16 protein-coding genes are annotated in these 25,956 nt (G+C 52.7%); 3 read left to right on the top strand and 13 right to left on the bottom strand.

From position 1 onward, the window contains the following. Positions 1-432 precede the first annotated feature (432 nt). From ACW55A_RS19805 to ACW55A_RS19825, 5 genes are all read right to left on the bottom strand, one after another. Positions 433-2,283, bottom strand: coding sequence for a hypothetical protein (locus ACW55A_RS19805; protein ID WP_498811564.1), 1,851 nt, complete (start codon positions 2,281-2,283; stop codon positions 433-435). Positions 2,284-2,285: 2 nt separating this feature from the next. Further along, on the bottom strand, positions 2,286-4,655 hold the full coding sequence (locus tag ACW55A_RS19810) for a sensor histidine kinase (RefSeq protein WP_498811563.1): 2,370 nt from the start codon (positions 4,653-4,655) through the stop codon (positions 2,286-2,288). A 262-nt stretch (positions 4,656-4,917) separates the two neighbouring features. Continuing rightward, positions 4,918-5,757, bottom strand: a complete 840-nt coding sequence (locus tag ACW55A_RS19815; RefSeq protein ID WP_498811562.1) for a phosphoadenosine phosphosulfate reductase domain-containing protein — start codon at positions 5,755-5,757, stop codon at positions 4,918-4,920. Further along, positions 5,750-9,058 carry an ATP-binding protein gene (locus tag ACW55A_RS19820; protein WP_498811561.1) on the bottom strand — a complete coding sequence of 1,103 codons (3,309 nt, stop codon included), beginning with the start codon at positions 9,056-9,058 and terminating at the stop codon, positions 5,750-5,752. The genes ACW55A_RS19815 and ACW55A_RS19820 overlap by 8 nt, the downstream gene beginning before the upstream one ends. Then, complete coding sequence (locus ACW55A_RS19825; protein ID WP_498811560.1) at positions 9,048-10,001, bottom strand: DUF4007 family protein; 954 nt, start codon at positions 9,999-10,001, stop codon at positions 9,048-9,050. The genes ACW55A_RS19820 and ACW55A_RS19825 overlap by 11 nt, the downstream gene beginning before the upstream one ends. A gap of 421 nt (positions 10,002-10,422) precedes the next feature. On the opposite strand from ACW55A_RS19825, the gene ACW55A_RS19830 reads away from it, so the two are divergent. Next, the gene (locus ACW55A_RS19830) at positions 10,423-11,472 is read left to right on the top strand and encodes a hypothetical protein (protein WP_498811559.1); all 1,050 of its coding nucleotides are present in this window, start codon (positions 10,423-10,425) and stop codon (positions 11,470-11,472) included. Positions 11,473-12,135: 663 nt separating this feature from the next. On the opposite strand, the gene ACW55A_RS19835 is transcribed toward ACW55A_RS19830, so the two are convergent. Then, positions 12,136-12,420, bottom strand: coding sequence for a helix-turn-helix domain-containing protein (locus ACW55A_RS19835; protein WP_498811558.1), 285 nt, complete (start codon positions 12,418-12,420; stop codon positions 12,136-12,138). Positions 12,421-13,322: 902 nt separating this feature from the next. Here ACW55A_RS19835 and ACW55A_RS19840 point away from each other — a divergent pair. Next, positions 13,323-13,517 (top strand): antitoxin Xre/MbcA/ParS toxin-binding domain-containing protein, encoded by a 195-nt coding sequence (locus tag ACW55A_RS19840; protein ID WP_499140630.1) that lies wholly within the window; start codon positions 13,323-13,325, stop codon positions 13,515-13,517. 480 nt (positions 13,518-13,997) lie between these two features. Further along, positions 13,998-14,165 (top strand): hypothetical protein, encoded by a 168-nt coding sequence (locus ACW55A_RS19845; RefSeq protein ID WP_455885225.1) that lies wholly within the window; start codon positions 13,998-14,000, stop codon positions 14,163-14,165. A gap of 1,150 nt (positions 14,166-15,315) precedes the next feature. Here ACW55A_RS19845 and ACW55A_RS19850 read toward each other — a convergent pair. The 7 genes from ACW55A_RS19850 to ACW55A_RS19880 all read right to left on the bottom strand — a co-directional run bounded on the left by ACW55A_RS19850 (position 15,316) and on the right by ACW55A_RS19880 (position 25,628). Then, complete coding sequence (locus tag ACW55A_RS19850; protein WP_498811555.1) at positions 15,316-15,786, bottom strand: hypothetical protein; 471 nt, start codon at positions 15,784-15,786, stop codon at positions 15,316-15,318. Between the two features lie 2 nt (positions 15,787-15,788). Next, positions 15,789-17,837: a hypothetical protein gene (locus tag ACW55A_RS19855; RefSeq protein ID WP_498811554.1), complete on the bottom strand. Its 2,049-nt coding sequence runs from the start codon at positions 17,835-17,837 to the stop codon at positions 15,789-15,791. Beyond that, on the bottom strand, positions 17,834-19,771 hold the full coding sequence (locus ACW55A_RS19860; protein WP_498811553.1) for a hypothetical protein: 1,938 nt from the start codon (positions 19,769-19,771) through the stop codon (positions 17,834-17,836). Before ACW55A_RS19860 ends, ACW55A_RS19855 begins: the two co-directional genes overlap by 4 nt. Beyond that, positions 19,764-21,233, bottom strand: a complete 1,470-nt coding sequence (locus tag ACW55A_RS19865; RefSeq protein WP_498811552.1) for a site-specific integrase — start codon at positions 21,231-21,233, stop codon at positions 19,764-19,766. The genes ACW55A_RS19860 and ACW55A_RS19865 overlap by 8 nt, the downstream gene beginning before the upstream one ends. Positions 21,234-21,536: 303 nt before the next feature. Then, positions 21,537-24,053: an ATP-dependent helicase HrpB gene (hrpB, locus tag ACW55A_RS19870; RefSeq protein WP_498811551.1), complete on the bottom strand. Its 2,517-nt coding sequence runs from the start codon at positions 24,051-24,053 to the stop codon at positions 21,537-21,539. 394 nt (positions 24,054-24,447) lie between these two features. Continuing rightward, entirely contained in the window at positions 24,448-24,858 is a 411-nt protein-coding gene (locus ACW55A_RS19875) for an amino acid ABC transporter permease (RefSeq protein WP_498811550.1), read from the bottom strand. Continuing rightward, positions 24,807-25,628: an ABC transporter permease subunit gene (locus ACW55A_RS19880; RefSeq protein ID WP_498811549.1), complete on the bottom strand. Its 822-nt coding sequence runs from the start codon at positions 25,626-25,628 to the stop codon at positions 24,807-24,809. The genes ACW55A_RS19875 and ACW55A_RS19880 overlap by 52 nt, the downstream gene beginning before the upstream one ends. Between the last annotated feature and the right edge of the window lie 328 nt (positions 25,629-25,956).

Consider the following 25,956-nt stretch of genomic DNA (forward strand, 5'->3'; position numbering starts at 1 on the left):
CCCCCCCCCCCCCCCCCCCCCCCCCCCCCCCCCCCCCCCCCCCCCCCCCCCCCCCCACTTAGAACGACGTGAAAAGCAATCAAGCGTTCCGTGCCTGTCGAAACCCAGCTTAGTGACACCGCGATTAACTTCAGACTTTGGATAAATGAAGAGCAATTTTTCGATGGCGTAGCTTTCTACTTAGCCCAAAGACAGCACTTTAAAAACGGTATTCTAGTGGGCTTCAAGTCCATGCAAAAAGTTCATTCTAGGAAAAATCCCCAAAAACACTGTAGCCTGCAACTCCGTTCTTAACGACCATATCTTAATCGATCAGGTACCGCGCGGCATCGCAGCTAACTTATCGGCGCCCGCACTAGAACTCTTGGAAGACGAAAGCTATTAAAGGCTGACCGACTCAAGGCCCGGCCAGCCTCCAATAAGAGTGCCGAATTAGGCGTACCAAAGTGCGACTATTACTTTTTGGCGATTATCCCCACGGTTTAACCATTGCTCGTGGTCGAGCTCAGCGCGGAGCTCTCTGATGTTTTTCGGAGTCGCTTTGCAATAAAGAATAAGTGGAGAACCCTCTTTTTTACCGCCAATCTTCAGTTGCAATCCTTCATGAGCGTGAACCGAGTTTGAATAGACCCCTGGAAATTCATCTGATAGCGCTGTCAAACATTCTCGGTCTATATGAATTTCCTCTGATTTTCCTCGAGACATTCCGTGACCAGAAAGGACAACACCCACAACTGGTCCGTCCGGATCGGAGTCTAGAATCGTATTTACCGATAATCCAACCCCTTGTAGTCTCCAGCTCCACATTTTTTTTTGAAGGCCCACTCTGGCTGTTCTGGAGCCATACTGCGTGGCGATGCTCTGCGCCAAATCTAGCCGAAGCTCACCTGATACCGACCATCCCTGCTCGTACTCAATCCCAAACTGTTGTATCGAGGGAGTCCTCACGCTGCGAAGATTCCACCCAAGCACTTGTGCATCCTTATCCGTCATGGTCGAATTCATCTGAAGCATCGCCTCATTCGCAGCGGAACTTGATGGATGAGCTCTATAACCACCGACCAGCAGCAGCGTGGTAATTTCAACGTCGGTATCTTTTGCTTGCGCCAGATCGCAGGCTTGGGTGATGTTAAGCCACTCCTTCCCATCTGCGGATTTAAGAACCATACCAAAACGAAGGTTGAGGCGAACCCACTTCGCTTTCTCTATCGGCGCCCCGCCCGCTGGATACGCTGAAAGGCTAGGCCCTGCCCCTCCTCGCCATTCCATGCTTTTCATGAGAGCGCGGATAGCGGCACGGGAGTCACCAATCTCCGCAACAGGCGGTATGACTTTAGCTACGCGATGAGCAACCAGTTGTTCTTCTAGAGTTGTAAGCGCCGCGCGCATGACCGTTTGTTCTTCAAGATTAGTCAACAAATTTCGGCTTAGACACTCTTCCACGTAACGGCAGTAATTATCGTTATCTCGGCTCGATGTTTCGTGCAAGATGTCCATAGCTTGGAGATCAAGCTCCCACATACTACGAGCTTGTTCGGCAGCCGCTTTCTGCATGGCGGCGCCGGCATTCCTGATGAACCCTTCCATCACATTAATATAGGAACGGTCGTTCGCTAGCTGCAGCAACGCCAGACGCCATTGTATGAGATAGTCGTCAGATACAGGTTTCCCCATCACCCTCATACGGGAACTTGTAACCCCGAGTTGAGGACGAAAATTGCGAAATTCTTTTTTGAGCTCGGCCTCATGAGTAGACATTAAAATTACTTGTAACGGATGCTCTCTTCCGTTATGAGACTCAATCATCTCGCGAATAAATGGCAAGGTTTTCTTTTCGGAGTTATCCACCAAAAAGTAGTCAACAATAATTAGATCATACAACTTATCAGGTGGGACATACGGAGAAGAATATTTGTCAATATTATCTTCCAAGATGCCTGCTGATATTAAAAGGGCGTGAAGCCGGGCCACCGGCTCAGCGTTGCTGGCTCGGGCTTCCAAAACTTGTTCCGCTGCCTGCCTCAATCTGGCAGGTGCCCGCGCAGCAATCGCGGGATCTGAAAGAGGCGTTGCTTTATCCTCTAGCTCATCGTAATCATGACCCAGCGAAGCGAGTAGTTCTTGATACTGCTGGCTATCGGGATCGTTTGGATCACTCAATAATGCCTCGAGATCACCGTCAATAGTCAACAGATCTGGAGTCGTGATGTTCCCGGAAAGATCGTCATCCACAATGGCCACTCGCGTGATGCTGGCTTGCATCAGAACTTCACTAAAATCCATTTTTAATCCCTCGGCAACTCAAGAACAAAACAACGATAACGCCCATCGTCATCAGGAGAATCTAATAGTAATTTTGCGCTATGGTAAGTCGCAACTTCCGCCGCAATGAAAAGCCCCAACCCTTGCCCCTTAGGGCGTAAAGAAAATCCCGCGCTGAAAATTCGGTTTTTGTCCGCGGGCGATATCCCTGGCCCCGTATCGCTGATTGAGAGCGTTTTAGACTCTGGATCCAGCTCAATTCGGATCACCGACTGCTCGGTAGAAATCTTGCTTTTTTCTTTCAACCAATATATGGAATTAGTGATAAGGTTTTCGATCGCAAGGCTGACAAACCCTCGGACCATCGTCACTTTCACTGGCCTAAGCGTATTCGAGTCAGAGATGCATAGCTCACATGCGATTTCATGCCGTTCAAATCGGGCCGCATAGCCATCCACTATCGTCTCCAACAACGACACCAGATCAAATTCTTCCTTGCGATGACGACCAGAAGGGGTCAGCGGATCTAGTTGGCGAAGTCGAGTATTAATCGCCTTAATTTCCGCATCCAACTTCAATAGTAACGCCTTCGTCTGAGGAGACTCATCTTTTGACAATTTCTGAAGAAGTTGTCTAGTGTGCCCTGTTGTCCTCGTCAGCTCATGCAGCACTCCGGACATCACTGTACCAACGCCGGCAAGTTCAAGAATATCCTCTCTGCGCTCACCTGCTTGCTTGCTCGCATTCTCGAACTTTTTTACCTCATTTTTAATCAGGTGCAAATTGACCGATATAGACTGTATGGTTTTCTTGACCTCAGGGGAGACTTTTGAACGTATCTCAGCTAACCCCTGCTCCGCTTTAACCACCCTCGACCGAATCGTGGCAGGAGCGCTTTCGACCAAATCGTCCAATTCAGTTTTTTTCTCTTCTCGGCCTTCTTTGTCTATGTACCTACGGAGTTCTCCTATCGCGAAATCTGTCAATATTTCACGCACCAGCACTGTTTCTCTTGAATCGATTAGACCCTCACGGTTCGACCGATCAATCAGATTGGGGTTCAGCGCACGGGTGATCTCTAGCGCACCGACAACCTGAATACGATTGACTGCAAAACCACCGCGTTTTAATGCCGAGCTATCTAATCCAAGCCAATCTTCACCCGTTGATTGGCCGGAAAATCCAACTCGAAAGCCATCTCGATAAATTGCAATTCCACCACTCCAAAGATCCAACTCTTGTTTGGCAGCTTTCCAGCTACCATGAAGTGTTGCCTGCTGACGCAGTTTATCGCGGTTAAACCATCTTATGACGGCTCGGAAAGGCCCGATTTTGTCAAGCTCATCCTTGGTAGCCTCTAATTTAGTAGCCACCTCAATAAGCGTCCGTCGCGTTACATCAGGGTCTTTCCCACGCTGATAGTCATTAAGCTTGGTTTCGACAATGACATCGGGTTTTTTATCGACTCCTTTCGGATTAAAGTCGAGTTCAAAGTCGATTTGAACAAGATCAGTAAGTACTTTTTTCATCCCTTCGATTGGAAGTCTATGCCCACCATTAAAATGGACGTCTATAGGAAAGCTACTAGTTCTTGTTTCATCGTTTACTTTCGCAAATGGACTCTGGAGCCTACGCAGAAATTGACCCACCAAATCCAGGCGAATTTTATCTTCTGTCCACGTATTTTTCAGCGCAAAAATCTGGATTAGAGTTCCTGACGAAGTACTCCGAGGCGGCGAGGTTGATAAGATGCCAAGAGGTATGTCGCCGATCTCCTTATCCGGATCATCGAACATACGCCAGTCAAATTTTATCTTATGCGCCACCTTGGCATTTTCCCAAGTAGTCACATGCGCAACCCCACCTAAGCGCATCATCGCAAGCCGACCGATCCCCTTGTTACCTTGGATTTTTCGACTCAAGTCCTTACTGCTTTGAGTATTCAGCTTTGATGGCGTACCAATAGTGAGAAAAACTGATAGCAAGTTCTTCTTACTCATCCCAACGCCCGCATCCTCTATAGAGATATAATTAAGCGTGTCTAATATACGCACCGCCTCAAATCTAAACCTAGCGGACTCGATCAACCGAATTTTCTTTTCTGCTTCCTTCTTAACAGCCCCATCTGCCAGATCCAGCAACGCCTCCGATAGCTGTTCACCGGCCAGTGTTAATACAGCTTTCAAGCCAACATTATTTTTTATAGCGCCTAACTTATCTCCTATTTCTTCAACAAGCTGGTGAGGCACTGGATTTACTATGTCAATTTTTACGCGAGGAGACTCAGCATCAAACGAATTTTTAATCAGTTCATTTACAGCAACTTCATCCGAGGTGATGAGTTCTGCGCCGAGGTGTACAAGGGTTCGAGCTGCTACTGAAAACTTCGCCACTGATTCGGATCCCTGAATTTTGAGTGAAATGATGGCAAGGCTACCTAGAAGCTAGGGCTAGCTGAAGACTCCATCAATGAGACCATAAGATGACATGCCGAAAGCAAGGTCAACCCTAGCCACGGGCTATACATCGACACCTGTTGCAACCTCCAGCGGATTTTGCCAATCCTAATTCATCGTCAGCCCAACCTGCAAAAATTGGCTGGCGCGCACACCGAGTGTCGGGGGGAGACCCCGATGTGGCGCTCGTATATCGGATCTATTTATGACAGACGTTACAGCCCCCGTCAGCTTCATCGACTCCGTAAATATCATCAATGTCCATGTTGTCCTCCCATGGACGCAATGGGTTTCGAGGGCGCCGCGCCTTGGTGCGTAGCTTCCGCGCCTCGTACTCCTTACGGATCGCTGCGACACGTTTTGGCTGTTCCAAGTCAGTAAGCGGCTCACCTTTTGTCCAGGTGAAAGGCGATCCATGATCCAGAGCGGTCTTTTCCAACGCCTTGGCCTCCTCAAAGGCATGAGGATGGCGCTCGCGCAATCGAACCCACTCAATTTTTTGCTGGAAGAAGCAAAAGGTACACCCACTCCTACTACGCCACTCGTAATACTCGGGTAATCCGACACCAGAGGACTCCAGGATCTCGATCACCCCAGGCTTGTCCACACCCTCCTCACGGAAGGGAAGAACCACCTTAAGATTCTCATGTTTGGACGCATACCCCTCGCGATAGTCCTCGTCGGAGCGAATAGCGACGTAGGAGAAGACTTTTTCGCCTGCAGCCAACATGGGACGAGTCCACTCCTCGAAGGGGGCGAGTTTCAATTGCCGGGTGCACCAACGCGTCTGGGCGGAAGGCAGAAAATTGTTGTACTCCTTCAGCCAAAACTCAAAATCTCTCCTTGGATTTAGCCTCAGGATTGGCTTACCCAAGAAACCTTCAAGCTTTCCAAGAAAATCCTGGACCTCAGGCAATTCCTCTCCCGTGTCGGTGAAGAAATATTCGATATCCAATTCAGGCCTAGTCTGGCGAATATAAATCGCTAGAGCAGCACTATCACGCCCCCCTGAGAGGCCCAAGAGGTGACGTTCACGCATGTTCAGATCCTTCACTCACAATCGTTGATCCTGCCTGAGCAAGAGCAGCGAGCAGCAAGTCACCCTCCAGTCCAGAGCTACGCAACATTTCAACAACCTTAATGGCAGCACCTGAAACAACTTCTCTGTCTCGGCCTGCAACCTCAAAGGTTTTACTGATGACATCTGACGAACCGCCAGAGCCGATGACAATCGAGAAGGCCTCACGCCCCGGAGCCCTGCCAGTAACTGCGATCAGTGCCTCGGCTTTCCTGAACGCGAGCGATAGATCTGCGACCGCAATCAATGCAGCGTCGATATCCAGGTCAGTCCAATCACGTGGTGGTTTTTTTGCCACCAAACTCATAACCTTTTCCATCCCCCCAAGCGTCCCATCCCGCTCCTGCAAGCGGAGAGCAAAGCCTTCAAGGCGAAGGTCCCCCGTCGCCTTCGATACGGAGTGGGCACGATCCCTGAGTTCGGGGTCATCGCCTTCTAATGCGTCAATGGCGTCGGCCAGCCGGCTATCCATCCTTCTTAACAATGCGGGAAAGGCCTCTATCAACTCCGATAGCGCGCTGTCTAGGAGCGCCCCCTCACCCATCGAACCGTCATCAAAAAAGGCAGGCAGATCTACGAAGAGCAGCTTATGTGGGTCAGATGCTTTAACGAGTAGATCACGAATAGCACGTGCCATACCCGAGAGTTGCTGGGTACGTCTAGTCCACATTGGCTGGGTGAACAAGACTTTTACCAAGGCTCTGGCAATTTCAAGAGGCGTTTCGGATGCAGCTGCATAACCACGTCTGCTGAGTACAGCGGCGATAGTTTTAAGCTGTTCGGCTTTTTCAAGATCCTCATCCACCCAGCGAAGCGCGAAGCGGCTTGGATCCTGCAGCATTTCGTCAACATCCACATCTGTAAACTGCGGCTCAAAAACTCCGTCCCGATAGATAGCGACCTTATCGGAATGAGCGAGCATGAAAGCAGTTGCAAGCACTGGAAGCATTCCACTTTTCACTCCATATGGGGATCCGCCCCAAAGGGTGTAAAGCTCTCTAACACCAACAGTCCCTACGATCTGGCTCGAAAATTTCTTAAGTGCTGCGGCCCACAGCGGATGGAAACCTCTTTCATTGCTAGGTTTAGGCGCCTGGAAGCCCCAAACACCTTGCTTATCCAATCGATGGAGTCCTGTTGAAGAGAGCAGGGTTTCGTATAGGCCTCTTTCAGCAGGGTAGCCCTCGATGCCCAGACACTCCTCATGAGAGTTTTGAACCATGCGATGGAGCAGATCACGGCGCGCTTTTACGCTATTGCTCGACAATGCATCCCTATTGACGAGTTCGCTCCACACTTTTGGGGCGGAGCTGAACGCTCGATCAGCCACATCCGAGGCAAGTGATGACAGCCTATCAGGCTTAACTAACCCCCCCTCATACAGCCATTTCGCTCGCGTCACCGCCTCTCGCAACGCTTCCTCGAGCGCTCCCTTAACAGAAGAGAGGCGCGCAGCGACTTCGCGCCTAGCTACAGAGTCTCCTTCCAATTCAGGGCTGTTCTCATACACCAGACGCAGCGACATCAACTCAGCACCCAGATCGGCTATGAGCTCATAATTAGGTGGGATGCCGAAAAATAGCGTTCTCTTGGCGTTGTCCTTCAGCCTGCTCAACGTTTTGACTACATCCTCGACTGTCGAGGAGCGCTCGGGCAACACCAGCGCCAGCCGACCAAACTCCCCACTCTCGGGCACATAGCTTTTTGACAATCGCTCGGCCTCTTGCACAGAGTGCATAGTCACACCGAGCCACCGAAACGTCCCTGTGGAATGGTAGTGACGCTTAGCGATGATCGGATTCAAACTCGCCATCGCCGTCAATGCTTTCGTGTCCGCGTCTACGAAAGTGGCACGAGCCTTCGACACTTCCCGATCAATATCGAAATCGCTTCCTTCGAATATGGTCCAAGCACCAAGATGCGCTCGATAAAGCGCAACACGCCAACTTGCCAAGCGCTCCATAGCAAGTGTTACGTCCGCTTTCGAGTAACTAGGCAAAACCGTGTGCAGCACCGCCTCATCAGCTGCAAGTCCTGAAGCACCGCGGAACATATCAATTAACGCAAGCGTTTTAGACAGCGAGATTTCTGTTTCGGTAGCACCTTTGGATGCTGCGCGCTCAACCGCCTCAACAGCTTGTGCCCAACGATGCCCGTCGGGAGACGCCAAGATCGCTTGCTCGAGATTTGCTCTCAGGTAATCCCAAAAAAGGTCAGGCCCATAAAGGGATTGCCGATCCCAACTCGACAGGAAGTCTTGGAAACCATGAGGCTCAAGCGATGTTAAAAAACCAAATACGCTTCGCTCATTCTGACCAAACTGGCGTCGTGAGGCAGGTCCAAGCAAAGCTGCTGTTGCAGGGTGAAGTGGCCAGCACTTATCAAGGAGAGCGCCCATTCCACCGCCAACTGCGGGACGGCGGCCCGATATGGCAGCTCCAATTGTCTCGCTCATGGCGACTGTGTCTGGATGAGCTATGTCACATTGAATGGCCCTTCCGATGAGCTCGACCACCTCATCACCGGTTGCAACGAAAGAGACATCTGTGAATCTCCCTTGCACCTTAGCCCACTCGTCCCTTGCCTCGATGCCGAGCCGGGACGCGTATTGTCGGAATGCTTGATGGAGAATGCCTACGATAACCAGTTTTCCTCGGCAGCGAGCTGCGACCTCCGCCAGGTCTTGGAAGAAGTGAACATCGTCACCGCCAGCGGCCGACGCTTCGAGTAGCTTCCCCATCTCATCGACGATCAGAAGCACCCCGGCACGGCCATCTGCTTCCGCTTCACGCACCAATGCATCTATCAAAGCATCGGAATCACCAACAGACTCATCTCGCCCGGAGGCTTTGCTGAGCGATTTGGAAAGCTCTGCGAGGATGCTACTGCGACGCCCCACAACCGGTACAACAAGCCAACTGCCATCGTCAGTGCTGAACGCCTGTTTAAAAGACGGAACCTCACCAATGAAACATTCCGATCTTTCACGCAATGACGCATCATCGGCGATTGCAGCGGCGAGAACTAAAGCCAGAGATGACTTACCGCCTCCATAAGGACCTGTCCAAGTAAATGCGCGCTGACTACTACCAACGATCTGACGCGTCATAACCGTCAGCGCATCGCGAGCAGTCTGGGTCAGCACATAGCCATCCAAAGCATCATGTCGGCCAAGGTCTGCATCTATGCGGACCGAGCGCCGATAATGCCGTTCAATTTTCACTGGCGCGGCATCGAGCAACAAGTCTGACTCAGCGGACATAGGATTCTCTCAACAATTTGGCCATCATCAGCTCACAATCAAAATCGCCGCGATAAACCTGGCGCAAGCCTGAGGTATCCGACCAGCGGAGTTTCCCATCAGTAAGGTCACTTAGAGTGAAAAGGCGCTCCGCTACCGAATCCTCATCGAGTTTGAATACCCGTCCTGGAGAACCCGGCGCGTAGGCTGCTGTTTCAAATGTGAGAGAAGACTCGCCTGCCCTATGCCGCTGCCAAAAGTCTAGGAGCGCCCATGCGAAAAAGGCGTCGGTAAGTGTTGACTTGGGCCCGCGCCGAAAGGAAAAAACGCCTTTTCGTTCCTCTTGCAGCAATCCGAGCTCCGCGAGCATTGGTTCAGCGGCCTCTTCAACCGAAGAGGTAGCGGACCTCGGAGCGTATCCGCGCAAGCAAGTGTCCAAATCGCGGCTAAGAGTGGCGCTGGAGAGTTTCCTCCCGCCAGATATAGCTTGAGCAAATTTGGTAAGAGTCGGGAGCGCTTCGTCTCGGCTAAATGAATGAGAGGTGAAGATGTTAAAAAGCCAGTACCACGTAGTTGAACGATTCCCGCGACCGGCCAAGCACCAATGTGCATACCATGCAGTGGTAGGGCTCTCGGAGAATGGATCTAGACCATCATCAAGGAAAATTTCCCTGCCTGTCAGGCTAAGTTGGAAATTTCGTCGCGACTCGTCATCAACCATCACATCGCAAGCTAGAGCCCAATGCTTGATAGCCGCAACCATATTTCGACCTACGCCGAACACTGCGATTGCTTTCTCGTCGGTGAACGTGGCCTTGGGCACGAGCCCATCTGCATCTGCGGTCTCAACCGCTTTTTTCAGCCACATTTGACGAAGCGGGAATGTCTCATGCCCAGAAAAATGGGCGTCTATCTTGCCATCGTGCATCGAAGTCATTGACCCCATCCAAAGCTGCTTACCCATTTCCAGCACCAGAGGTCCGGCCTGGTGGACTCATCCAGTCGTCCAGGGTGATAAGGGCGCATTGTATCCGGGGCACACTGATATGTCTCTTTGAAAGCCAGTTTCGAAAGGCATTTTCGGCGCCTCGGCGTTGGAGAAATGCTGCGTCGGCAGATCCCAAAGCGGCGACGCCCAAACCTCTCAACAACATAAAAGCAAGCTATTGCCGAGAGATTTGCATGACTTACAGGTGCGGGGGGAAGTGGGATCAACAACTGCTTGATCGACAGAGACAGTAGGCAATACGTTGCATCATCATGAATGACGACTGACGGCAATACGTATCTCGCGCTCACCGTGAAATCTGTTGCTTGATGACGAGCTTGGCTTTCTCTACGTGCAGCCTCATGATGGCCATCATTTTTTGAGCCAGAGTGCCATCATGGACGATTTGACCGCTTTCTACCTGACACATGTTCGACCTTACTTTGGTCAATCGCCGAACGACGCGCTCCTCAATCAGTACGAGCCAATTGCTGCTGGCGAGCTGCGCCAGAAAAGGCTGATAGGGGCTGAAGGGACTGGGGTCAATCCTATTTGTCGATTTTGCGGGCTGGGACCAGATGCAACCACGTTTGAACTAGTACCCCATGCGGTGCCGGAGTTCCTTGGCAATACCAAGCTCATAGCCACAGACGAGTGTGATATCTGCAATAATAAATTTGGAGGAACTATAGAGAGCGACCTTGCTAACTATCTCGGAATAGAACGAATCCTTACCGGCATGAAGGGGAAAAACGGCCTACCAAAAGAAAAATTTAAGGGAGGCTCAATCCAAAAAGGAAAACATACAAGACTTGTTGAAGTGTGTTCTGCCCCAGGAGGTAGATCTATAACATACGACCGAGCTCAAAAAACTATAACTTTCAAAACTACCAGAGCGCCTTACATTCCAGCTGGAATTTTCAAATGTCTAACTAAAATTGCTATATCTATCATGCCAGATGAGCATTTAGAGGAGTTTTCAGAATCTAGAAAATGGGTCGAAAAAGCTCATGACGACTGGGGATTTTTGCCCGCCTCGGCGTTCCACGCCATCAAGAGCACTATATATATTCCGAACCCATATCCATATGTGCACATTCTGCTAGCTAGACGCAAAGCTAACATTTTCAACTGCCCATACATGCTATTCCAAATCAGCTTTAGCAATATAATTCTTCAAATTCCGGTGTTTCGAGGCGAAGCAGACATCCCCGTCTTTGGAGAGCGATCACTCAAACTATCTATACCAGTAATTCCGAATCGCTACGGCCTACATCCGGCCACTCGCCCTCTTGTAGAGGTGGAAGTTTTAGATCTGAGCAACACAGATAAATTAAGAAACGACGAGCAGATAGTAAGGATGTCGTATGAATCCATGATCAATGTGGACGTCTCAAACCTTACCCTTGACAAAGGTCAAATTAAAGTAATCGCTGAAACAGACTAGCCAACAGAAACCCGCAGAATTTTCGCTGGTCTCGGCTCGCAAAGCCGGGGGCACTTGATTCCCCTTTGGCACGAGGGTGGAACAGGTCCTCGACGATATGAGGCAACCGCACCATCGCTGTAGACGCGTAAACGCCTCAGCCCATAACTAAACCCGACTCCGGTATCAATTGAACCGCCCACGACACTGGCCGGGCACGGCGATAAGTTAATCCCGACAGCAAGGCCCTCGGGGCTAAATAACTAAAACCGGAGATTACCCACATGCTGCAAACCATTCCTCGGCCAGCGCGCGCATGCCCAAGCGATGGCAGACCATCGCCCCCCACTCTCATCAAGAACTGCTCGTATGTCGCTAGTCTCAGCCACTAGGTCGGTCGCCATCTGCTGGAGCGCAGACTCCTTGAAACCTCAGTTGCCATGTACCGTAGCCGTAACCTCCATCACATTGATGCGGATTTCGACCAGTACGCCCTCGTATAGCCATCGTACTGCGTACTAAGAAAACCTAGACGCTCTGACCTGGTGCTTGATCATGGGCCTGGAACCGTCGAAAGACTGAGCTTCGCTCCGGATCCTCCCGGCATCTTGTGCCGCCGTACTCTGCTGCGCTTGTCGCAGCTGGAAAACGGCGGGTGGGTCAGCTTTTAATCAGCGCCACTGACTAAAGCATGCCAAGCTCCTCGAGCTCCGTGTCGATTTGTTGGAGCAGCTCCTTACGAGCGACCACACGTTCTTGGGCGAGGAATGCTGCCGTGATGAGTGTGGCAGGGTGGACGTTCAGGACCTCAGCCAACTGCGTTATCTTGTCAATGGTTGGGCACTTCAACCCACGTTCCAGCGTGCTCAGATACGTCCTGCTACTAACGTCCGAGAAGTCTTCTTGGGTGAGGCCCCTTTGCTTGCGGATATCCCGAAGGACCTGCCCAAACGCGATGTTCAGTTCCAATTTTCAGGCTCACAAAAGGAACGATGAAGCCTTCTTGAGTCCTATAGAGCTACAATCTATAGTGTTCATTTTGGAGGGGCTTATGTTCACTACCTACCGAAGCTCTGAGATTCAGTTACCCGATCTCGGCAATCCTCAATGTGGCGACACGCAGATCTGGCCATACGTTGAGCAGGAACTGATATATCCGTGGTTTTACCTAAACGTAGTTCGGGTAGGCGCGACCGAATCGGATACGTGCATGCTTATGATTCAGCATGCAAGGGACGTCGTATCCCTAGTACGTCGTGAAACCTCTCGGATGAGGGTTGAGGGGGTCCAAATTGTTACCCCTGCACACGTGAACGGTACTGATCGCTGGCTTATGGAGTCCGTCAAAAAAATTTCTGTCCTAGAATCCCCCAGCTTAGGCGGACTATGCGAGGCATTCGAGGTCGATGGAGGCAACTGCTATAGCCTTTCTGGATCGGGGGTTTTAGAGAATGCCACCTTGATACAGGTGATCTTCGACGCCGCAACCGATCTAAAAAATTCTCGATAGCGTTGCTCGACATCAGTGTGTAAGCCGCATCGGCTAGATCCTGTAGCAGGCTACCCCGTTTAAACCTGCAAGGTGTGCGATGAAAGATCTAATACCAGACTCTACTCCCAGACCCTGCCAGCCTCGGGGGCCGACAGAGACGCTGACAAAGCGCCCTCTTGAGGAGCTTGGAGACCTGGAGCTTGTGATACTCGTCTTACAGGGGTTTGCGCTGCAGGACGTACAGATAATGCTTTCCAGTTCGACGCTGTACACGAAGCGAAATGTAATCGAGCTGATAACAGGGAAATCTCAGCGGAGGGTCAATCACCTGCTGAGTTCCGGCCTAGGAATGGATCGGCTCAATGCCCCACAAAGCGCAATGGCATTCCACTTCGCAAAGACGTTAGAGCACGCGATTACGGTTTTAGGTACACAGGCGATGGCAGAAGACTGGCTATGTCGATCATCTAGGCATTTATCGGGACTCACGCCAGTTGAGCTCATCGAAACGTCAGTTGGGTTCATTATGGTTGAGCGTTATCTCTCGCAGATTCAACACGGGGTATACGTGTAAATGCAGCCGAAAGCCAATCAAGTAACCCACTCCTTCTTTCGAAAGGGGCGACTGTATGCCTGATGCGGATCGGGCAGTTGCTGCGTTGAAGGCAGAGAAAAACATTATGTTTTTCACCGGCGCCAGTATTTCAGCAGAGAGTAGGATTCCTACGCTCCGTGACAAGCTGACCGGGGTTTGGTCCAGAACTCGTGATGACAATTGTGAGATGCCATGCCCCCAGGATGGCAGCGGAACCTGATCGTCGACCTTACTTCCGACCTTGGCGAAAGCATAAGTCTTATTGATGGTGACTCGCTGAGTATTGAGTTGGTTGACGGAGGCGTGGCGCTCAAGCCGATTTGTGGTGGAGGTACTAGGCGCTGGATCAGGTGCCGGCGCAGAGAACGGAAGCACAGCATCTTTCGAAGCCGGAATGCGTTGACATCCCAACTGCAAGAGCTAACTTTACTGATGGCGAACCGATTCTGGATGACGGGCATGAAAACCAAAGAAAGTGAAAACGTGAAGGCAGCGGCGCGTGCAAAGCTAAAGAAGATCCAACAATCGACCGGCTACAAAAGCTTTTTTAATGACTCGGCAATTGAGGCGTTTGGTCGCGTTGAGGCCACCGCCTTTGCTGGCAGGCCTTTGAGCGGCAAAGCTTAGGCTGCCCCAGCCCGAGTTTCCCATGGGTCGCACGGCCCGAATTCGCAACGATATGGGTGTCCGCTTTGGTCGATTCCTGCCGGTCAAGGCGCACCCACTGCGCTGATCATCCGATGCAAACAACTGGTCAAGTCGATGCAAATGGGTGGTCAAGTCCATGCAACTTCGCAATAACGGCGCGCATCGCTGGACGCATCTGTTTGCGATGCGGGTAGTACAGAAAGCAGGCGTCGTGCGGCACGGCGTAGTCCGACAGTACTTCGACCAAATTTCCGCTGTTTAGGTGCTCAATGACTTGTTCCCTTAATACGTAAGTGACCCCGCATTTCGTTAGGGCTGAGGATCGCCATTCCGAATAGGTTCGGGAACTCTAGATCAGGCAGTCGTGCTGAAGGAGGTCAGCTGGCGATAGAATGGCTGGTCGACCAGCTATGTATTCCGGTGCTGCGAAACCTCTGCGTGTTCTCTGGGCCCACGCGCATCGCAATCATGTCGTGAGCGAATTGCTCGCAGTAACGGATGCCCGCATCGAACACCTCCAACCACAATGCCGACTAGCCGACCATCGAAAGCGAGGTCGATGATGACGCCCGGATGTACCTCGCGTAGCGTTCTCAGCTTGGGCACAATGTGCAATAAAGCCGCAGTTCGGTGGGCATTGATCCTGACGATGCCGGATGGGCGGTCTCGCTCGTTGGCCAGTAACTCGACCCCCTCGACGATCTCGCTGAGAGCGGGTGCGAGCCGTTAAGCAGGCCGCCACCCTGCAGCCATTGGCGCAACACTGCGGGTCGTGCGGTTCAGCAGTTCGGTTCCCAATCACTCTTCGAGGAGTCGGATCGCGTGGCTGAGTGCGGAGCTGGACAGACCTAAGCGCACAGCGGCCGCGTGATGCTTTTCTCTTCGGCGATGAGGGTTAAAGCGTTAGGGGGACGCATTCGAGTGCAGAGGAAGACCTGCTAGATTTCCCAGGATGCACTGGTGCTGGCGTGCAATATCCACCGCAGCGACTTAGGATGGCTCGAGCGTGGCGAGGTCAACATCACCTTCGAGAAGCTGGATCGCATCGCAAGCGTACTTGAATGCGATCCATGCGGCTTACTGCCTCAGGTGCGGTCTACCCCGTTAAAACGGAAACTTTCGAGGAAGCTCACGCCGAGGTTAAGGTGATGCCTTTGTCACTATGCAGCAGCGTTTCGACCTTCGCCAAGTGGCCCGAGCGGCTATAAGCCATCGAATGTTCCAGTTCGCGCACCCGCTGCCACAACTTTATGTTCTGAGCCAGCACGTTGTCACGCTGCATCTGAGCGATTGATAGCTTTTTTTCCAGCGCGGCCAGCCGACTTTCCATCTGCCGGATTTGCTTACCGCTCGATGAGTCCGTCCCTTTGCTGGCCTCAGCCCGAACCGCTCCAATTTGAGCAAGTAGTGGTAAATGCGCTTTACGCGCCTTCTTCAAGTAGCCACGGTCAAAACCAGCTTCCAGGCTAACTATGCTGGCTGTCAGTTTTGACAGGTCTAATCCCACATGCTCGGGCACAACAGGTTTCCCAATCAAGAGGCGCTGCAAGGCTTCCTCGCAAGCGCCCAACCCCTTGTTTGTTCCGTAACCAGACTTCATCGTTAAACCTCCACTGAGTCAATCAGGCGGGCTTTGAAGGCGGTTAAACGCTCAATGTCGCGCTTCACAATTTGATACTCCCCCGAGCCTTCTGCGTAATTACACAACTCATCCGTCGCATCCTTAATCGCTGCATTGAGCTTGTCGGGCTTGATGATCCCGCCCTCGCAAGACGTGCACTCCGCGTAGTCACCGAGCAAGAACGAGTCACAGCGGCCCACCTTTGTACAGCCACCCAGCAACGTCGGCCGATAACTAATTTCGCCATTTTTCACCCGTTGTTCGGTGTCAGCGCGCACATCTTCAATCTGAATTTCTCCCGACTTGACCCGCTCCTTCTGTCTTTCCATGTACGAGCCGGTGCCGCCGAACAGTGGTTCTTCATCAAATAAAAGATCGGCAATCAACTGGTTCGCCACGGACATGGGCATGGCCATCTGATACTCGAAGGCGAAGTGATTGCTTGGCAGCACAAAGTCTTTCTTCTTGTCGTCGTAGTAGCCGAAAACGGTGCGCAGGTTGTCGTAGCCATTCGCGTAATAGCGTGACATTTCAATCGTCATGTGCTTGAACTGCGCTCGTAGCGTCGGCAAGGAAAGAAAACCGCTACTGCTGCCATAGAATGCCAGCGAGCGCCGAAACTGATGACTTGTTAGCGGCCAGGGCTGGCCGACAGCAAAAGCTGGCTCATTGTAGAAGTCACGAGAAGGATCGCTCTGCGCCAGTTCCCGCAAGTCCTCTGCCTGGATCGACAGCGCGTGCAAAGCAGTTTCCTGTGTCGCTCTACACGCAAAGCGCGTCACGCCAATTTCGGCACTGTTCCGGGTAATACCAACAATCGTCGGATTGAGAAACAGCGGGCAATGCGCGTCTAACTCAATTTTGTAGAGCTTGGCAAGGCCGCGACTAATCGCCTGGGCGACCCCGATCGCCCTGACGACTTCCTCCGGCGCGAACCAGATACTTTCCCGCTTGTAGCCGATGAACTTCGTAGTGGTCGAGAGGACATTTATTGTCTGCGGCTTATCACGTTCAATGCCCTGATCATCGACGGTTACCGGCCTGACGACTTGATTGGACAAGCAGTGATAGTGGATGCGCATCACCTCTTGATCACGCATACCGGTATATAGGTGAATCACCGTTTTCAGCACATACTGCATCTGGATCAAGACCCGTTGCAGATTCCTCTTACGAGAACACGCAAACTCACCGACAAACACTGAAGTCAGACCGTGATCCTTGATTGCCTGCGCCATGTCGGGCAGCCAGTGTGCCCTGCCACCGACGCCCCGACTTCTCTGAGTATGATGACAGATGCCGTAATTCTCGTCAGCAAAGCAGGCGATAAAAGACTCGAACCCACCCATACCCTCAAAAAGCTGATCGAGCAGGTCGTTACCAAGATTGATGAGCTTTAAATAGATCCGAGTCGGAATAACTGGATGCTGCCTGCTCTCGGGCCGATTGGTTTTAAAATTGGCGGGATTAAGCATGGCATACCCTAACCGTTTTTCGCCCACCCTAACCAAGCAGTTCAAAAAACCTGAAAACCTCGTCTTTGTATTAGTCATTGAGTTACGAAACGCCGCTAGATAAACCGGCACGGTAAAGAGCTGCCGCAAGGACAGCACGCCAACCAAAGGTTTCTGTTTCTGCTGATAGCAGAACTGCATGGCGGCGCGTAGTAATAGCCAATACTGGAGCAGTGTGCCTGCACCCAGTTTCCCGAGTCGCCCGCCACCGGCATAATAGATTATGCAATACAGCAGATATTTGGCTTCTGCTATAAGCGTCTGTTGCTCTGGCCCACTTTCGTCGAACACCGTTTCAAACAAGATTCTGTGAATTTTTACTGCACTAAGCCGATAAGGGTTAAAGTCCCATGTAGACTCACCGTATACTGCCGTTGCGTTGCCGCTCCCATCACGACAAAGAACGAAATCAGCCGCTGGCTGGCCGTAGAGTTGCGGCGCTTTATCTGGCTCACTGGCAGGCGGAAATTGATCATTGGAAAAGAGACTGCCGATGGACTGAACAACAGCGTTCAAAATGATACTCCCATTTTTTCATAACGGTTCAAGCGGCTTTCCCAGAAAAGCGTGAGCTCACCGTATTCAAAGACCTTGGTCTTGATCGATTCGACCAACTTCTGCACCTCAGCCGAACGCTCGCCAAGCGCCTCGAGGATGAGTTCTATTCGGATCGACAATTCTTTGTAGAGCACCTCAGCATGAGTCGTATCGGGCGCGGCTTTACGCACCGCATTAATCACATACTGCAAGCTCACAATCTTGTGCAGGTCTTCTTCATCGCTGTGACAGATATAGTGCTCGCAGTACAAGCAGCCGTACTGGCTGCCGCAGTTTGGCTCGATTGAAACAGCTCCTACGTCGCGCGCAGGGATCGGCTGATTAAACCCATCACAGTGACCCGCCGCTGTTGGTATCCTGCCTTCATCTGGCCTCTGGCTGCGCTCAAACGCGACTTTGGCAGCACGTCGCATGGCCTGCCAGAACTCTCCGAGCTCCGCTTCCTGCAGGTCAGGATTAGCATGTGAATAAGCCGAAAGATTTACGGCTACACTATGATTCAAGGTCGCCGCTACAGTGGACGGAGACACGCCAGCGCCGTGCATCCCAAGGCTTTTGTGCTTGCGCATCTTGCGCGGCGAAAGTATGGGTACCTTGGGGTCTAGGAAAGTGCCGCTGAGGACTTTAAAGAACCTGGGCAGTAAATAAACTGCCCTAAACTCAGGAAATTCTTGACTAGCACTTACTCGTTCACCAGCCGTGGGCATCGAAAAGAACAACCGCTCATGCGTCGCGCCATTCAGAATCCACTCACGGAGCTTCAGGTACTCCTTCAATAGGGGCAAACCCGTGCTCTGCCCAATATTGTAGAGAGTTACTTTCCCCCCAGCACGAAACTTCACAGCCGACAACTCTTTCTTTAGCGGAGACTTCTCAATGTCGAGCGCGTCTGCATATTTAAACTGTTGAAACTCGGTCGGCGTGGCACCTGTAATCATCAAGAAAAGACTGGCATAGGCTTTCAAAGCAAGGCCAGCCACGTTAAGCCGGTGCCAATAGCGCTCATCTCGATTGGCCGCATCCAAGAACTCTTTTGCCGCTGCTGTAGCACTCTTCACAGTCGATCTAAAGGGTCGCTTTCGCCCCAGTTTTTCAGAAGCTGCCAGGTATTCCTCGATCGTCGCAATCCGTCGAGCGCCGGCATTGTATGCAAGCGGCGATTCCTTGAACGGACCAACCCAACCGTGGTTTGATGGGAACCCAACCACCTCATAATCCCTAATACTCACAACCAAGGGATATGGCTGACTTTTAAGAACGAAAGCGCTGCATTGCCGGGCAACGGCTAAACAAACTTCCCGGTACACCTCAACATGGGCAGTTCTGGCGGGCTCCTCAGAGCCTCTTTCGGCAACGATCGGGACCGCACCCGCTAAAATATGGTGACTGTTTTCTGGATAAAGCAGCTCAATAATCATCGAAAAAAAGACCTGCATACTTTTGCCGGTGCCGGGCTTCAACTTCTGGTGATGTATTTGATGATTCAGATGCGCGGTATAGTCTCGATAGGCTTGCTGGGCTTGCGCTGCACTGGCAAAAAACTCCCTGTAGCCTTCCGTGTTCAGCCAGTCGATAAGGTATTCGGTATTTCTCAATCTAGTTAGCACAGTGAGCTCACGCTGACCGACAAAGGTCTCCAGCAGTCTCATTATCAGTTCACGGCGATTTTCAACAAAAGACTCAATCCCTACCGGTGTACCGCGATCATCAAAAATGCTTTCATTCTTGCCACGGATGGCATACGCAAAACTCCCAATATCAAATGGTTTCCTCAGCACATTCGGAGAAAGTTGCAGTCGCAAGCGCTCAGGCTCGACAAACTCATGAGTGACTTCACTCAAAGCAATAATCTGAGTATTGGTGCGATACTCAAATTCCTGACGGCTATTCATCCTGCGCCCCAACCTTCAGCAACGCGTAGCCGCCATTGAACAGTTTTTCCTCCCAAATCTCTTGGGCAATAATCTTTTCGTGAGTCATATTGAACAATTTCAGGTAGTTCTCTGTCGTCTCCCTAGACTCGTGATGCATGCGTTTCTGAATAAAGTCAATATCTTCACCCGGTTTCAGCATCCCCTCCCGAACCAATACTTGCAAGCGCTGATAGAGCTGATAGGCAAAGGTCGCTCGCAGCCAGTGATATGAAAAGTCTTTCGGGAATGAGCTAGAGGCTTTTCTGGCTAACTTGCGTTTAATCGTTTCCGTTACCTGTCCTGTCTGCGGCGACTTCACAATCGTATAGCGCGGATCATTTTTAGCCATGTAGTAGCAGTTACCTTGATCGGAAAGAAACAAATACATATCGTCTTCGGCCATTGACAGGCCGGGATGACTTGCTTCTAACTTAGCTAGAAACTTCTCTCTCCGCGTCTTCATGGTTCGGCTTTTGGCGAGCGTGACCAGCTCTTCGGCAAGTTGCTTCGGAACGTACAGGACTTGCGGTTTGTCGTATTTAGTATCAATGCCTGTGCGGGGGCCAGCATGTAATTTATAGGCACCCTCCCGCTCCAGCTTCTCCTCTGTAAAGCCTTTCAAATTCTTCAAGCGTATGGTCAGAACGGTCTGCTTGCGGGCGCCCGTCATTAGCGAGGTCATCAGGATCAATCGCTCAACCGCAGACCATCCTTTTTCATTGCGAATGGAGGTCAAAAACGCACCCAACTCAAGATTAGAAAGCGGCCTAAGATCCTCGCCGTCTTCCCGCACAAGCCCTAGCTGCACTGAACTAACCGGCAACGTGCGTCGCGTCTGGCTGCGTTTCTCTGTATCTACGATCTTAACGCCTTTAGACCCCTGCACGATGAATCGTACCTGCCTGATCGTATCGACACGCTTCATGTCGAGAGCATGCCAATGCTCGGAAACGTAGTTGTAGAATTGGTAGATAACGCCTGTATATTGATTAATTACCTGATTACTTCGAGTTCCTTCGTTGATCAGATTGTAGAAATATTTGTATGTCGGACGAAGTGGAGGCCGAGCACCTGAGAAGTCGAGCCAATCGAGATTGCTATCCTCACAGAACAACAGGTAATCAAGGAGTTTGCTAGCACGCCGCCGAACATCGTCAGTACGCCGATTGATCGGAGGCTTGTCACGCATTAGACTCAGCAGATAGTCATTAGCCTCTTTCCACGGATATCCATTTGAATGAAACAGAAACGGGAAATTATATAAATCAGGGTAGTTTTCTCCGCCAACCTCACCAACTTGGAACACAATTTCAGAACCGCTTCCTTCCAGTACGGTTTTTTTTGCGCCGGGCGCTTCACTGACGCAGAGACTTGAGAAGGCGTTTTGGAGGGCCGAGAGAAGAACCAGGCGCGCTTCGTGCAGAGGATTTCGATAGGACATGACTCACCTTTAACGTAGATGAGACGACAGTAGCAATTAGGCATTTTCGAGGCATCCCAACTCACTGCACTTCCCTCACCCCACCGTGGTGGGGGTTGAGGGCCGGATTGAAACTGAACCCGCAGTAGGCTTCCTGCCTCTGAGCAGCGAGTAGCAAGTTCATGCACAAAGAGCTTCAGAACGAACTGCAAAAGCCCTATCAGCACGATCACCTCCCAGGCTCTATCCCCGCTCGCTAGGACCTTCACAAGCGACCTGTCAACGATCCACGTTACAGGAGGATGTTTTTACGAAAACTGTCAATCACTTCTTGTTAAGTGACTCCACCCATGGGTCCAACTTATGGAATAGCTTGGGATAACGCCCCTTCAAGTCCTTCTTCACATCTATATAGGTCGACCGCCAAAAGTTAGCCAGGTCCTGCGTCACCTGCACCGGGCGGCGTGCCGGGGACAGCAAGTGCAGTTTCAGCACCTGCCGCCCATTGGCGATACGCGGCGTATCGGACAAGCCAAACAGCTCTTGCAGCCGCACCGACAGAATCGGCGGATGCTCGCTGTAGTCGATACGGATATTCGAGCCGGAGGGCACTTGCAGAGTCTGGGGTGCCTGCGCCTCCAACTGTTGTGGCAATGGCCATGGCAGGAGGTTGCGCAGGATGGAGGGCAGGTCGAGCTGGCTGAAATGGCTGAGCCGAGTGACTTTGCCCAGGTAGGGCATCAGCCAGTTTTCGAGTGTCGCCAGCAGTTGTGCGTCGCTCAGATCAGGCCACTCGCTGGCTGAGCTTTTCTCGATATCCAGGCTGCGCAACAGCGCAACACGCGCCTGCCACTGACGCAGTTCCGGCGTCCAAGGCAGCAGTTCCAGGCCTTTGCGACGCACCAGCACCAGCAACGCATGGCTGCGGGTTGCGTCGTCGAGGCCGGTCAGTGGTTCGCGACTGATGATCAGTTCACCGACTTTGCGCTGTCGTTCGGCGCGGAATACACCTTCGCGTTCGTCCCAGTCGATCTGGTCCACGCTGATGACCTGCTCGGCCAACACCGAGTCGAACAGTGCCGGATCGAACTCGGCGGCGAGGTAAATGCGTTCTTCACGCTGGCCCTGGCGGCTGCCCAAATCCGCGATGACCAGCCATGGCTGTTTCATCAGCGCATCTGCCTCGGCGAACAGTGCCGCGCGGCCGTTGGCCAATCGGTATTCCGCTCCGCCCGCTCGGCGTTGCTGTGCGACGCGATCCGGGTAGGCCAGCGCCAGCAAGGCGCCCAGCCAGCGGGAGTGGTCCGGATCGCTGACCGGGCTGTTCGCTGTGCCGCGCAGATAACCGCGATATTGCCGCGACAGTTGTCTGGTCCGTTGTACCCCGCCTTGTGCGCCGCGCGCCGCGCGTTCGGTGCCGGCCAGCAGGGTCAGGCGGCTGTGCAGGTCCGCGCCAGCGCCGCGCAAGATATCGCGCTCGCCCAGCAAGGCCGCCACGTCGCACGCCAGTTCGCCCAGCCCCAGCGCATGGCCGCGCAACAGCAGATGGGCGATGCGCGGATGAGCAGGCAGCTCAGCCATCGCCTGACCGTGTGGCGTCAGGGCTGGCGGCTGACCCGGCTGATTGTTCAACGCCTCCAGACGCACCAACAAATCCTGCGCCTGTGCATAAGCCGCGGCTGGCGGTATATCCAGCCAGACCAGTTGCGCAGGCGTGACGCCCCAGCGAGCCAGTTGCAGCGCGAGCCCGGCGAGGTCCGCCTGAAGAATTTCTGCCGCCCCGTAGGCGGCCAGTTGATCGTGCTGCGCTTCGGACCACAGCCGATAACACACGCCCGGCTCCAGCCGCCCTGCCCGGCCAGCGCGCTGGGTGGCGCTGGCACGAGAGATGCGCTGAGTCTCCAGACGCGTCATGCCGCTGCCCGGATCGAAACGCGGCACCCGCGCCAAGCCGGCATCGATCACCACGCGCACGCCGTCGATGGTCAGACTGGTTTCCGCAATGTTGGTCGCCAGCACCACCTTGCGCGTGCCCTTGGGAGCCGGTTCGATAGCCGCGCGTTGCGCATTCAGATCAAGCTCGCCATGCAAAGGGCACAGCAGAATGTCGGCACGCTCACCCAGTGCTTCCGCCAGTTGCTGGTTGACCCGACGAATCTCGGCCTGCCCCGGCAGAAACACAAGCAGGCTGCCGGACTCGCTGCCCAGCGCATCCAGCACCGTCTGCACGACACGCGGCTCGACAAACTCACCGGGCTGAAAAGGACGCCCCCACTGCATGCTCACTGGAAACATGCGCCCATCGCTGCGCACCACCGGCGCGTCGTCCAGCAACGCCGCCAACCGCTCGCCTTCCAGCGTGGCCGACATGAGCAGAATCTTCAGCGGTTGATCGTCCCGAAACAGTTCCCGGCCATTGAGGCTCAGGGCCAAGGCCAGATCGGCATCCAGACTGCGTTCGTGGAACTCATCGAAAATCAGCAGCCCCACACCTTCCAGCGCCGGATCGTCCTGCAAACGACTCGTGAGGATCCCCTCGGTGACTACTTCGATACGCGTCTTCGGGCCGACCCGGCTTTCCAGACGAATCCGGTAGCCCACCGTCTCGCCGACCTTCTCGCCCAGCTCACTGGCCAACCGCTCGGCAGCCGCTCTCGCAGCCAGGCGCCGAGGCTCCAGCATCAGAATGGTCTGCCCGGCCAGCCAGGTTTCCTCAAGCAGCGCGAGCGGCACGCGCGTGGTCTTGCCCGCGCCGGGAGGGGCTTCGAGTACGGCTTCATGGCGCGTGGTCAGGGCTTGGCGCAAGGCCGGCAGGGCGGCATCGATGGGTAACGAGGTCATGGGGGCTCCCAGGTAAGCTGGCTATTGTAACGGGTAACCATCCCAACTTCGCCTGACGCCTTTCACTCCAAGCGCGCTAACGCATAACTTGTCGGTGCCATGAAAACCCCGTGAGATGTTCACACAGAGTCCGCCAGCGCTGACGTTATGACAGCTCAGAACGACCGCTTTTTTTGACTTGAATTTAAGTCTTCTTTTGAGATGTTCAGCACGGAAAAAATAAGTACATTAAGAAAGTCATGAATCTTGTCTTCAAGCATCATCTTTTATATGACAGCTTGCTCCATGCCAGCCACGCAAACAGAGGTCTGGTGATAGCCTGACCCCATTGAAAAGGCGTGCTTTAAAATCCGCCCCGCCTTTGGCTGAGCGGATTTACAGGGGGTAGTTGCTGTTAGCGTTTGCCCTTGCGCTCAAGGAATCTAACGCCGATAGAAAGCGGGAAACACAGGGCGAAATACATCGCGCCCACCAGGATGTAGGTTTCCAATGGCATGAAGTACACCGCGCTGAGATCCTGTGCCCTCAGCATTAGATCTGGAGCCGCGATCAGCGACGCGACGGAGGTGTCCTTCAAGAGCGAAATAGCGACGTTGCCAATAGGGGCCAGCACGATCCTGATCGCTTGAGGAAGTACGACCCACCTCATCACCTGCCCCCGTGGCATCCCGATAGCCTTGGCAGCCTCAACTTGTCCTTTCGGCACCGCTTCCAGACCTGCACGGTAGATCTCTGCGAGGTATGCAGCCGCGTTCAACCCCAAGCCAATGATCGCGGCGATGAACGAGCTGAATTCGATCCCCACAGCACGATGATGCGCATTGCCATGCTGCGAGTCATTCCGATGGAATACGCCGCTTCGGCCTGTCCTTTGTCGATAGTCTTGATGCTGGACCTGAAAACCTCGGACAGGATCGCTGCTCCGTTCAGCCCGAACCCGATGATGGCTGCTCCGACGGCAGGTAACGTGATGCCGATGTAGGTAAGGCCGAAATACAGGATGAATAGCTGTGTCAGGATCGGAATATTCCGAAAGATCTCCAGATAGCAGCTAGCGATTAACCCCAACGTGCGGTGTCTTGAAAGCCGCATCAACGCCAGAAAAAAACCAAGCAATGCGGCGACGGTGAAAGCAGCCAGAGTCAGTCCGACCGTGGTCAATGCGCCTACGCCGAGCACGTTCAAAAAATACGGCAACATCTCGAAGGCTTTGCCGAAGGCACTGCTACCTGTACTCACCAGGTTGACCGCTGAGGCTATGTCACCTTGTCTCATCAACGGTTCGAGAATATCCAGTTGTTTGGAATAGGCATCGGCGCTGTTTTTTACTGGCGTGTAGAACGAGCGCTCTTTATCGCTCGCTATCAGTGGCTCATAGCCCGCCACCGCATCGGTGAAAGCCTTGCGATAGCCAGCGAAGTTTTCAATGTTCTTTTGAATGGATTGAGGGTCAGCGAGGCCTCGCTGGGTCTCGAGCCTCAGGCGAAGTGTCGCTTTGTCCATCAACGCAGTTTGTCGGATGCTGGCCATCCAATTGAGTTCGACGTCTTTTTCGGCATCCCGTAGCTTGCCCATTTGGAGGACTGCGAATATACCCAGCACAAAACTAGAATGATGATTGAAGTGAAAAACAGGGCAGCTCGTGGAACTAAATTGAGATTTCTAAGGCGCATGTTAGATTCCTGCTCTCCAATGATGGTTGACATATTCAACAGGCTATCGACCCAAAATTGGAAACTTTAAGCCTTTCGTCAAGAGGCAATGTGGCTGCTGGACGGCTGTCAAAACCTGGCATGCATATTCAAAGGCCACGAAGCAGGTTGAATGATCAGGCCAGCGGCACCAAAGGCCTACACCCATCGCAATTGGGGTGCATGGCAATGGGGTTCAGAAGGCGAGACGG

Source organism: Plantibacter cousiniae (nom. nud.) (assembly GCF_977070315.1).